At 40.8% G+C, this 12,065-nt stretch carries 8 protein-coding genes; all 8 read right to left on the bottom strand.

Annotated features, from left to right (window positions below):
- Positions 1-93 precede the first annotated feature (93 nt).
- Positions 94-1,386, bottom strand: a complete 1,293-nt coding sequence (gene yfmH / locus NSS76_RS08340; protein ID WP_257802852.1) for an EF-P 5-aminopentanol modification-associated protein YfmH — start codon at positions 1,384-1,386, stop codon at positions 94-96.
- The gene (yfmF, locus tag NSS76_RS08335) at positions 1,383-2,663 is read right to left on the bottom strand and encodes an EF-P 5-aminopentanol modification-associated protein YfmF (RefSeq protein ID WP_133743802.1); all 1,281 of its coding nucleotides are present in this window, start codon (positions 2,661-2,663) and stop codon (positions 1,383-1,385) included. Before yfmF ends, yfmH begins: the two co-directional genes overlap by 4 nt.
- Positions 2,664-2,808: 145 nt before the next feature.
- Complete coding sequence (locus NSS76_RS08330; RefSeq protein ID WP_198456703.1) at positions 2,809-5,925, bottom strand: MMPL family transporter; 3,117 nt, start codon at positions 5,923-5,925, stop codon at positions 2,809-2,811.
- A 311-nt stretch (positions 5,926-6,236) separates the two neighbouring features.
- A complete protein-coding gene (locus NSS76_RS08325) occupies positions 6,237-7,466 on the bottom strand; it encodes an MFS transporter (RefSeq protein ID WP_411809883.1) in 1,230 nt (409 codons plus the stop codon).
- 102 nt (positions 7,467-7,568) lie between these two features.
- Positions 7,569-8,294, bottom strand: a complete 726-nt coding sequence (locus NSS76_RS08320; RefSeq protein ID WP_024424122.1) for a GntR family transcriptional regulator — start codon at positions 8,292-8,294, stop codon at positions 7,569-7,571.
- 164 nt (positions 8,295-8,458) lie between these two features.
- Entirely contained in the window at positions 8,459-10,831 is a 2,373-nt protein-coding gene (locus NSS76_RS08315) for an FtsK/SpoIIIE family DNA translocase (protein WP_044330521.1), read from the bottom strand.
- A 110-nt stretch (positions 10,832-10,941) separates the two neighbouring features.
- Positions 10,942-11,178 carry a YlzJ-like family protein gene (locus NSS76_RS08310; RefSeq protein ID WP_044330523.1) on the bottom strand — a complete coding sequence of 79 codons (237 nt, stop codon included), beginning with the start codon at positions 11,176-11,178 and terminating at the stop codon, positions 10,942-10,944.
- Positions 11,175-11,903: a ClpP family protease gene (locus tag NSS76_RS08305; RefSeq protein ID WP_024424124.1), complete on the bottom strand. Its 729-nt coding sequence runs from the start codon at positions 11,901-11,903 to the stop codon at positions 11,175-11,177. Before NSS76_RS08305 ends, NSS76_RS08310 begins: the two co-directional genes overlap by 4 nt.
- Between the last annotated feature and the right edge of the window lie 162 nt (positions 11,904-12,065).

The following is a 12,065-nucleotide window of genomic DNA, read 5'->3' as shown; positions in this document are numbered from 1 at the left end:
ACAATTGTCAATGAATATCCTCCCAAATAAAACGGCTTTTTCAATGAACATAAAAAAGACAAACTCTGCCGATATGAGTTTGTCTTTTTACATTTATTTTGTTTTTGGGACGACTTTGAAAACAGACATCCGTTCTTCATCAATTTCTTCGTCTAAAATTTGCTGAATATCAGCTAATTGAATTTGTTCCAGCATTGAGACGACATCAAATAAGCTCATGTCTAAGAATGCATATCGAGTAAATTGGTTCGCAATATATTCTGGAGAATTCATGGCTTTTAAAAAGCTGCCGATTTTTTTCTTGCGCGCGAGTTCAATTTTCTCTTCTGTCATGAGGCTTTTTGCTTGAAGAAGGGTTTCTTTTAATACCTTTGCGAGTTGATCAGGATCATTTGTATCCCCGCCAACTGAAGTAAAGCCAAAGCCGCCCTCTTCTGTATAATCGTAGCTGAATGTTTCATCAATTAAGCCTTTTTCATACATCTGTTCATATTGTAAGGAGCTTTTGCCAAACAGCGTCTCTAAAATGAGGTTCATCCCAAGCTCATGCTTTAGCAGCTGATTTCCTTTTTTATGCGGATTCTTTGTTTTCAAACCGAACATACATTTAGAGCCTTGTACGTTCATTGGAAGTTCGTATTCTTTCCGGTACACACCTTCTGGCTCATTGATGTCTTTTCGTTTGATCTCCGGCTGGTCTGTAAATGGCTTTTTCGCCTGATTCGCTCTGACTTGATCTAAAATTTGCTTCGGATCAACAGGCCCGACGACGAATAGAAGCATATTGCTCGGGTGATAGAACGTTTCATAGCATTCATACAAATGATCTTTTGTAATAGGGGCAATGCTCTCTACTGTTCCAGCAATATCTATTCTCACAGGATGCTCTTGATATAAATTTTCAATCAGACCAAAGAATAAACGCCAGTCCGGATTGTCATCATACATGTTAATCTCTTGGCCAATGATGCCCTTTTCTTTTTCGACTGTTTTTTCAGTAAAATAAGGCTCTTGAACAAAATCAATGAGTGTCTCAAGGTTTTGCTTTACATTTGAGGTGCTTGAGAATAAATAAGCCGTTCTTGTAAACGTTGTAAAAGCGTTTGCGGATGCTCCCTGTTTACTAAAAGTATGAAACACGTCTCCATCTTCTTTTTCAAACAGCTTATGCTCTAAGAAATGTGCAATACCGTCAGGCACTCGAATCATGTCTTCTTTGCCAAGCGGCACAAATTCGTTATCGACAGAGCCATATTTTGTTGTAAAGGTCGCATAGGTTTTGTTAAACCCTTGCTTTGGCAGCACATAGACGTCAAGACCGCTTTCCATTTTTTCGTGATAGACCGTTTCTTGCAGCTGATCGAATTGAATTGTTTTCACTGTCATGAAGCACCCTCCGTTCCTTTAAGAAAATAGGTCGTATCCCATTCGATTTTCTGACCCACTTTGATGATGTCCTCTTTTGTCACTCGGTCTAATGCTTCTAAAAAGGAATCAAGGGTTTCCCCAGTTGGCACAACGGCATGCTGATACAAATATTCTGCTGTTCCATAAGACGTATCGATCGTTTCAAGCAGCTGGTTTTTGACGACTGCTTTTGTTTGATCAATCGCTTCATCTGAAAAATCACCTTTTTGCATCGCTTCAAATTGTTCTTTGATGATGTCCACTGCCTGCTGGTAGTTGCCGACTTCAATCCCTGACATGACCATCATCAAGCCTTTAAAGCTTTCAAGTCTAGACACAGCGTAGTAAGCTAGACTTGCCTTTTCACGAACATTAATGAATAGCTTAGAATGCGAGAAACCGCCGAATATGCCATTAAACAAATGCAGCGCCGGATAATCTTTATCTGCAATCGTTGTATGTGTGCGAAAGCCGATATTCAGCTTGCCTTGTTTTACGTCCTCTTCATCAATGACTTCTTTTGGTTCATTTTGAGGTCTTTTTGATTCAGCCTGCTGTTTGACTGGTTCTCTTTCACTTGTTTTAAAGTATTGAGAGACCATGCGGCTGATGTCTTGTTCGTCAACATCTCCGACAACATAAAGATCAAGCTGGTTTGATTGAAGCGCATGCTCATAAGCTTCAAAGAGCGAGTGAGGTGTGATTGCGTCGATGTCTTCCATTTCGCCATTGACGTGCAGCGCATATGGTTCACCTTTACACATTTCCTGCACAAGTCTTAAGTTCGAATAACGCATTTTGTCATCATAAACTGCCTGAATTCGCTGTTTTAATGTGCGTTTTTCTTGATCCACATATAATTGACTAAACACTCCTTCTTCAACATACGGGTGGAATAATAGGTCAGATAGTAAGGCAATCCCTTTTTCTAGTAAAGGGGTTTGATCCTTTAAATATTTTTCATTCGCCATTTCTAGGCGAAAGGTAATGATGTGATTCTCACCTTTTTTCGCCATGTCGGCGGAAACGGTTGCTCCATAGAGCTCATCAAAATAGGCACGCAGTGCGCCTGTTTTCGGCATTTTTTCTGTTCCTCTTAACAGCACATGCGGGAAAAGAGAACGCATGGTGACGTCATCTTTGGATAGCGGTGCAAGCATTTTAAAAAGGATTGTCACGGTTTTAAATTTTTCTGTTTTGACAATATGAGTATGAAGACCCGGTGTGTCCAGTGTCTTCTCTTGTAAATACGTCATGAGAAACCTCCTTTGTTCATCCTATTTATTATGTATTAGAACATAGCTGATATATACGTGAAACAGCCATTTAATAGACATTATATCAATCAGAGGAAAGGATAGGAAATAAAAACGCCTCTGCTCATAGCAGAGACGCCAGTCGTTATTTCATTCTAAACGGCCACCAATTCCATTTACCAAAAATACGAACCATGACCGGAATAAAGAGGGGCAATACAACAAAAGCATATAATAAAAGTCCAATGAGTACGACTGTTGCAATTTCAACAAGCGATAATACTCCTGATGGCAGCATAGCAGCGAACGTACCTGCTAAAATGGCCACTGCAGAAATAATAACAGAACCCATATTTCTCATCGCTGATATCATCGATGCTTGTACATGCTCTCCCTTCCATTCATTAAAACGATCCATAAGGAAGATGGAATAATCGATCCCGAGGGTCACAAGAATGACAAAGCTGAAAAATGGAACAGCCCAGCTGACACCATCGTAGCCAAAAAATGTTTTAAAGATCCATTCTGTTAACCCGATTGATGTAAAGTACGTTAAAATCAGTGAAAGTGTTAAGTATATCGGCATGACGATTGACCGTAATAAAATAATTAAAATAATAAAAATACCAATTAACATGAAGATAACAGTTCGAATAAAGTCACCGTCAGACGTTTCTTTTAAGTCCACATTTAAGCTTGAGATACCAGATACACCGTATTTGGCATTTTTGAGTCCACTTACAGGTAAATATTGATCAAGGGTTTCCTCAATTTTCGCGACACCTTTCATCGCTTCATTGCTGTATGGATTCACATTTAAGATGACTTCAAAAGTCGTTAATTTACGATCTGGAGACATATACGTATGAAAGATTTGCTTAAATTCTTGGCGTTTCAGCACTTCTTCTGGAATAAACCAGCCCGTTATTTCTTCATCTGGCGCTTGCTGAAGCTGCTTTAAGTAGCCGTCAGCCTCGGTGAAGCCGCTTTTGACCTGCTCAAGCCCTTCAATACTTTCACCTAATCCATCTGTTAACAATGTAAGTTTGGATGAAAGCTGGCTAAATCCTTTTTTGATGGCTTTTTGGCCGTCTGTCAGCTGATCTGCACCATCTTCGATTTTAGGCATTTCTTTAATCAATTGTTTTTGGCCCTCATTTGTTTGGTCAAGGCCGTCATAAATTTGATCAAGCCCATCCATGAGCGCTTGCACTTGGCGTTTTACTTCTTTTTGCTTGCTTGATAAGGTTTGAATCACTTGATCTGCCTGCTTGATCTTTTGCTTAAAGTGAGCGGCTTCCTCTTCATATACACTCATTTGATCCTTTGCTTGATCAAGCATTCCTTTTGTTTCTTTGAATACCTTCTTGATTTCTTTATATTCATCCATGTCTTTTACTTCTGGAAGACGATTTTCTAGTGCTTCAAATGATAGATTTTCATAGGATGCCCTTACTTTCTTAATGGTTGTCATCAGCTGCTGATTCGATTTCGCATGGCGTTCAAGTGTATTCACCACTCGCTCTAGCTCTTGAATCATCGTTTCGCTGCTGCGATATTCTTGCTCTAATTCTTTTTTCGCTTTTTTGATTTTACTTCGAATGGTGCCGACGCCTTCCTTACTGCGTCTCACTCCATCTTCTAAAGAGATTAAGGATTCCCTGACTTCTCCGATACCGCTTTTGATTGCTTTTGTTCCATCAATCAGCTGGTCAATGCCTTGAGCGGATTCTTCAATTTTTGGTTTTTGTTTGAGAAGAGCGAGATTTGTTTCGGTCAAGCCATCTGAAATTTTCCCGATTCCTTCATGGCCTTTGCCGAGTTCTCCTCCAAGCTCTTTCGCTTGAGATGTGACATAAAGCTGGCTCAGCCCGTCCCCAACAGGCCGCGTGACACTGCGGACTGTTTTGACTTCGTCAATGTCATTTAATTTACGAGTCAGTTTTTCAATCATGACAATCTTTTCCTGATTATCCAGCTTATGATCATTTTCGACAAGCACATTCAGCGGCAGCGCTTCACCAAAGCCAAATTGCTCTGATATCGTATTAAATGCTGACACCGACTCATACTTATTCCCAATTTCATTTAAACTGTTATAAGATAGGGTGCCGTCGTACATCAGAATAGGAGGCACTGTAATAAGAGCGACTAACCCTAAGCTGATCAGCGGCCTTTTAAATGAAAAACGCCCAGCCCATTCCCACATTTTACTTTGCGGGTGCCGAATGTTTTCTCTTTTAGATGGCCAGAATAGAGATTTTCCGAAAACAGACATAAAAAAGGGAACGATGGTGACAAGGGCAATCAGCAGAATGCCTACTCCAACGGCAACACTAACGGCTGATTGATACAATTGGAATTTAGCAAATCCAATACTTGAGAAGCCGACTAACACGGCTAAGCCGCTGAAAAATACCGTTTTCCCTGCACATCGATATGTGACGATAATCGACTCTTTGACATCACGGCCTTGACCGATCTCCTCTTTAAAACGGCTTAACAGCAGGATGCAATAATCCGTTCCGATACCGAACATAATGGCTACCATAAAAATCTGAGTAAAATTAGATAGAGGAAATTGTGTATATTCTACGAGAAAAGCCACAATACACCGGCTGACAGCGTAAGAAATGCCTATCGTAATGAGCGGAACAACAGGTGCCAATATCGATCTGAAAACAATGATTAAAATAAAGAAAATAAAAATCATCGTGATAAGTTCAGTTTTCTTCAGACCTTGTTGAGAGCTTTGAATGACATCTGAATCCACAAATTTTTGACCCGTTATTTCATATGAGACATGATAGGGCTTTAAAACTTCCTCAATTTGTTCTTTAATCTTCACAGCTTTTGTTTCGTAGTGGTCGAATTTGAATGGAACAAGAAGTGTACTTTTATCCTTTGATAAAAGTTGTTTTTGAATGTCCGGATCTACATGAAAATACGAAGTAATTCCGTCAATGTGGAGTTCTGGGGCATTTGACATAAGTGCAGCTAAAGCCTTTTTTAATTCCTGCTCTTTCGCAGGGAACAGATGTTGTTCGGAGAATACAAGCACACCTGTATCTTTTTTCCCGTTCTTATCTGACAGCTTATCCAATAGGTGAAGTGCCTCAGCTGTTGGTGTCCCCTCCGGAACCTTTAATTGCCCTTTTTCTCTTGTTAATTCCTCTAAATCGGGCGCAGTAATAAACAGAATCACAGCTGTTATCATCCACACCACTAATACAATCCATCTTGCTTTAATTATTTGCAACATAGCTGCTTCAAGCTCCTTCTACTTCTTCAATCAATTTGCTGTATTTGAGCGTGTCTGAAGTGCTGACTGCGTCTCCTTCAAATGGCAGGATGACCTATTCAATTGTCCTTTCGTGTTGAAGAAGCATATCTCCATCATCAGCACGCGAGCTCAATTTCTGCCTAAAGAAAGACAGAAAATGAATGTTTTTGAACACCTCCAATTTGGGATAATTTAAAAGATATTACTATACATTAGTTTAACTATCAAAATTTTACATGTCAATTTATAAAAAAGAAAAAAGATGGCAAAATACCATCTTTTTTCTATATTTAAACCGTTTTCAATCGTTCACTCTCATCCTCTTCATCTGGCTGGATGAAAAAGAGGACCAAAAATAGTGAAATGAGACTGCAAATGGTCGAGAGAATAAAAACAATGGAGTCCCCTTTATCCATTAGATAGGCAAAAATCGGAGGTCCTAAAGCAACACCGATAAAACGCATACTGCTATAAAATGACGTAATGGTACCGCACTGCTCTTTTTCAATTCCTTCTGTAATCAGCGCATCAAGTGCAGGCAGCACAATACCGATGCCCACTCCGCCAATGCTTAAACAGATAAACAATACGAAAAAGCTGTGATTCCACCATAAAAAAATATAAGAAAGTGATAACAAAGCCATCCCTACGATTATAAAGATTCTCATTTTTCCTTTTTCTTTTCCAATCGTTTTTCCAGCAATGTAGGAACTGATTGATAGAAAAAGGAGCGGAATACTTAGCAGGAGCCCTTTTTTAACGCCCTTTATTTGATAAGCTGCCTCTAGGTTATCGGATAAGTAAAAAAGCACACCAAAAAGAAGAAACATAATAAAACCGCCAATAGCAAAAATGGCATAAAGCCACCGTCCCTCATGCTTAAAAATGGTCTTTGTTGATTTTAAAAATTCTTTAAATGTAGGCGGGTCCTCCTCTTTTTTCGCCGACTCTACCATGAACAGTACCATGAGAAAGCTGATGATCGAAAAGAACGGAATGAACCAAAACGGCACAAACCAAAACCATGAAGCAAGAAGTGCCCCAATAATAGGGCTTAGTACCTTACCTGCTGTATTAGAGGTTTCAATGGCGCCAAGTCCGGCACTGACCTCTTCATCATCATGAAACAAATCTCCAATAAACGGCATAACGACAGGTGCGGCTCCAGCTGAACCAATCCCTTGAAGGACCCTGCCAAACAGAATCCACATATAAGGTTCTTTCATGATCGTTGAGGCGACTGCTGCCACAGCTCCTCCAAGTCCAGCGATTAAAAGACACGGCAGCAGTACCTTTTTCCTCCCAATCCGGTCTGATAAGTAACCGGCGATTGGAATACATAAGATGGCTACAACCGAATATACCGTAATAATGAGAGAGACTTGAAAGGAAGTAATCGAGAGTTTCTTTTCTATCTCTGGCAATACTGGTATTAACATCGAGTTCCCTAGTGTCATGATTAGAGGCACTGATGATAATGCAATGATATTCTTTTTACTGACTGTTTTCTCGCCCAACATCATTCACCCAATTCTATATACTGTTACGTATTAGTGTGGCAAGTTTGACGAGTATTATGTATGGGCGAACAAAAAGCAGCCGCCTATGGAAGCGACTGCTTATTAAAATCGTTTGCGTATGACATGAAAGCTGAATTTATCCGCTCGAAAATAATTGAGGGAGTATAAGACCGGCTGATCATCCTGATCATAGTGCATTTGTTTCAGTAATAACAACGCCGTTTCAGGGTCACAATCTAGAATCGGTGAGACCTGATCGTGGTAGCCAATTGGTTCAATATCAGCAACTGCATATTTAATCCCGCTGTGCGGTTCTCTTCCAAACAGCTCAAAAAGAGACTCTTCTTCATGTGTAAAAGAAGCGGGAAGATGTTTGACCGGAATTTTATCTAAACAATAAACAACTGGCTGCCCATCTGCCGTTCGAACGCGTTCCATTGAAAAAATCCCATCAGATTTATCACACTGAAAACGAATGACATCATTCTCTGTTGGCTCCCCTTCTTGCGAGGATAAAAAGATGGTGCCAGGCGTCATATTGACCTGCTCAATCATTTTCGTAACACTTGTCAGCTGCTCTATGCCTGTCGAAAAAAGCGGTCTTGAATTGACGAAAGTCCCTACCCCATGCCTTCTAATTAAATACTTCTCTTCTTCTAATATACGAAGGGCCTCACGCAGTGTCGCTCTGCTCACACCTAAAAGTTTTGAGAGCTCAAACTCAGAAGGCAGTTTTTCTTTTTCGGCATATACACCTGTTTGAATATCTTCTTTAATACGGTCAATCACTTTCAAATATAAATGGCGATTGTCTGTTTTGGTCGACATGTTTTCCCTCCGTCTAATCAATGCAAATGATAAGATGAGAAATCTCTATTCCGAGATAAGTTGAACATAACTATATCATGTTTTTGCAAATAAATAAATAGTCTGACATCCAGTTAACATAATCATACTATTGTTTACTGTTTTTCAGGAAAGCTCTCTTCAATTTATGAAGAGAGCTCGTCATATTGTTCTTTTGAGAGAAGAACTTCTCTCGGTTTACTTCCTTCATACGGGCCTACAACGCCCCGCTCTTCCATTGCGTCAATGAGACGTGCCGCCCGGGTATAACCGATGCGAAATCTTCTTTGCAGCATAGAAACAGAAGCCGTCTGCATACCGATGATCAATTCTACTGCTTCATCATATAGATCATCTTCCACAGCCGCAAGCTGATCCTGCGTTTCTTCGCTCGGAATCATTTCCTCTTGGTATTGTGCTTTTTGCTGTGTGATCACGTGATCCACAACATGTTCCACTTCTTCATCTGATAAAAAGGCGCCTTGCACACGAACCGGCTTGTTTGCACCAACAGGTAAAAACAGCATGTCCCCTCTTCCCAGCAGCTTTTCTGCGCCTCCCATATCAAGGATCGTCCTTGAATCGGTTTGTGAGGATACGCTAAAGGCAATGCGGGACGGGATGTTGGCTTTAATGACACCTGTAATGACATCGACAGAAGGTCTTTGTGTGGCGATAATCAAATGTATTCCCGCAGCACGAGCCATTTGAGAAAGTCGTGTAATGGAATCTTCCACATCAGAGGAAGCGACCATCATTAAATCTGCAAGCTCGTCTACAATGACAACAATATAAGGAAGCTCTGGCTGTTTAGCATCTTCTGTTTGATTCATCCGTTTAATGTAATCATTGTATCCTTCAATATTTCTTGTCCCCGTATGCGAAAACAATTCATAGCGGCGTTCCATTTCGCTGACTACTTTTTTAAGGGCCTGCGATGCTTTCTTAGGGTCTGTTACGACAGGAGCCAAAAGATGCGGAATGCCGTTATACACATTTAATTCAACCATTTTCGGATCAATCATCATCATTTTCACTTCGTGAGGCTTCGCTCTCATGAGAATGCTTGTGATAATACCATTGATACACACACTTTTTCCGCTTCCAGTCGAACCTGCTACAAGCAAATGCGGCATTTTGTTCATTTCAGCAAGCACAGCTTCACCCGAGATATTACGGCCGAGTCCAATGAGGAGCTTAGCATTTGGACGGTCATTTTGCTTCGATTCTAATACCTCTTTTAATGAAACCATAGCAATTTCTGCATTCGGAACTTCGATGCCGATGGCTGATTTACCAGGAATCGGCGCCTCAATACGAATGTCCTTTGCTGCAAGGGCAAGGGCTAAATCATCACTTAGATTGACGATCTTGCTGACCTTCACGCCGACATCTGGATATACTTCATATTTGGTCACAGCTGGACCTAAATGAACCTGTGTGACTTTTGCTTTCACACCAAAGCTTTGGAATGTTTTTTCAAGTTTTCTTGCATTTTCATAAATATTTTTCTTATCTGTTTGCTGACCTGAATGCTGAGGCTCTGCCAAAATATCAAGTGACGGCAATTCATAATCTTTGTTTTCAAGTTCTGTAAATGTCATCGGAGGCGCCTCTTTTGGTTCATCGGCTGTATCTGATTGAACTGGTGCACTTTGCACAGAGTCCTGAAGAGGCGCTGTCTCTTTTGCCGCCTGCTTTTTTTGAACCGTCGGGGTGAGAATGTCATCTCTATCTGCAAAGCTTGAAATAATCGGCTGGCTATTATCAGAAGACGGCGTTTCCTCTTCGATCAAGATCAGATCATCCTCGTCTTCTTCTTGAATGCGTGAACGTTTTTTCTTTTCACCTGTTTTCTGAGAGGTCGCGCTCTTTTTGGCCTGCCTGATTCCTTTCATATCTTCAACAAACGCTTTCCACTGCTTCACCATAAATTGTGATACAGGAATCGTCACTTTTTTCACCATTTCCTGAAGGGATCGGTTTGTCATCAGGACAATTCCAATCAGCATCAGAACAATCGCCATGATTTGCGAGCCTGCTTGTGCAAATAAGAAATAAGAAGCAGCGAACAAGACGGCTCCGATCATGCCGCCCCCTAAATCAGGCGATCCTGTTTCACCTTTCATATCCATCAAGAAAAGCTCAAATGTATTTCTAATCACACTTTGAGAGCCAATGACGCCAGCAGATGAAAGATGCTGAAAGAGCTTCACATGTGACAAAAGCAAGATGCTCGCAATGATGCAGTAGAGACCTGCTTTTCTTCTTGTCAAAATATCTGGGATTTGTTTTTTCCAGAAAATCGTCACACCAAAAAGAAATAATCCGATAAGGCAGAGAATGAACCATTCACCTGCAAAGAATCGGAATAGATGTACAAAGGTTTGTCCAACAACGCCCAGCTGTAAAATGGCAATGATCGCTATGGCAATACAGACTAACCCATTTAATTCATATTTCAGTTTTAGCTGTTTATTTTGTTTTTTTCTCGTTTTCCGTTTTCTCTTTTTAGCCATACTCATCACCTTACTACGAAAGAAAATATAACCTACCGAAAGATCAGAAAGAAAGCAGCCTGGTTTTGGCTGCATCTTGTTGTAAGTTTTCCCTTTATTATAGCATAGAATCATTCATATGAGTCGGTTTGATTGGTGTCTAAATGTAACTTCAATCGCTTGCCTGGTGCAAGTTCTTGATTGAGAAAATCCATTGGATTGGTGCTCATGACTTGAACGATTTCTGCTTCATCTTCTTTCATTTCAACCATCACTGGCACACCTTGAATGTTTACCTGCTGGAGCTTGCGTTCTCCCTGTTCCTCAGCGTAAATGGCTTCATATGGCATAGGCGTATATAAAATCATTGGATCAGCCCCTCGTTTTGAGATGCCCTGTCTCCGATAAGTTCATTCAACTTTTTTATTGCTTGTCCTACACCGCCCACTTCATTCATGAGTCCGTATTCTGCTGCCTCATGACCAACGACATTTGTTCCGATGTCTCTCGTCAAATTGCCTTTTGAGAACATGAGCTCTTTAAACTTCTCTTCTGTAATGTTGGAGTGGCTTGTGACAAAGTTAATGACTCTTTCCTGCATTTTATCTAAGTATTCAAAGGTTTGCGGAACACCAATCACAAGACCTGTTAAACGCACAGGATGAATGGTCATCGTAGCTGTTTCTGCAATATACGAATAGTCACACGATACAGCAATCGGGACACCTATCGAGTGGCCGCCGCCAAGCACAATCGAGACAGTTGGCTTTGATAAAGAAGCAAGCATTTCTGCAATCGCAAGTCCCGCTTCAACATCTCCCCCTACTGTATTTAAGATGATCAGAAGACCTTCTATTTTAGGGTTTTGTTCAACGGCTACGATTTGTGGAATGACATGTTCGTATTTGGTTGTTTTATTTTGCGGTGGAAGCTGCATATGGCCTTCAATTTGTCCAATAATGGTGAGGCAATGGATATTTGTATCTTGCGGCAGCTGCGGAACGGCTGTTTCACCAAGCTGCTGTATTTTGCTCATAATGCTGTCTTTTTCTTCTGGCTTTCGCTCAGGCTGCTGTTCATTCTTTTCGTCCATTTGTCTCCATCCTTTCCTCAAACTCTTCTCCTATTATGAACAAATAGGGCATATTCCATCCGCATTCCTCATGCCACATCAAAAAAGCCCAAAGAGCTTATGCTCCTTGGGCTTAGCGTGTAGACAAACCCTCGCATTCGCCCGCAGTCCTGCGCTTCGGAG

This window comes from Bacillus sp. FSL R5-0654 (assembly GCF_038008745.1).
Classification (GTDB): Bacteria; Bacillota; Bacilli; order Bacillales; family Bacillaceae; genus Bacillus; species Bacillus safensis.
This window is presented reverse-complemented; position numbering and strand designations above follow the sequence as displayed.

Coding starts and splice junctions, on each gene's coding strand:
- NSS76_RS08330 (WP_198456703.1), bottom strand. CDS start 5,925: ATGTTGCAAATAATTAAAGCAAGATGGATTGTATTAGTGGTGTGGATG.
- yfmH (WP_257802852.1), bottom strand. CDS start 1,386: ATGACAGTGAAAACAATTCAATTCGATCAGCTGCAAGAAACGGTCTAT.
- NSS76_RS08315 (WP_044330521.1), bottom strand. CDS start 10,831: ATGGCTAAAAAGAGAAAACGGAAAACGAGAAAAAAACAAAATAAACAG.
- yfmF (WP_133743802.1), bottom strand. CDS start 2,663: ATGACGTATTTACAAGAGAAGACACTGGACACACCGGGTCTTCATACT.
- NSS76_RS08310 (WP_044330523.1), bottom strand. CDS start 11,178: ATGATTTTATATACGCCTATGCCATATGAAGCCATTTACGCTGAGGAA.
- NSS76_RS08320 (WP_024424122.1), bottom strand. CDS start 8,294: ATGTCGACCAAAACAGACAATCGCCATTTATATTTGAAAGTGATTGAC.
- NSS76_RS08305 (WP_024424124.1), bottom strand. CDS start 11,903: ATGGACGAAAAGAATGAACAGCAGCCTGAGCGAAAGCCAGAAGAAAAA.
- NSS76_RS08325 (WP_411809883.1), bottom strand. CDS start 7,466: ATGTTGGGCGAGAAAACAGTCAGTAAAAAGAATATCATTGCATTATCA.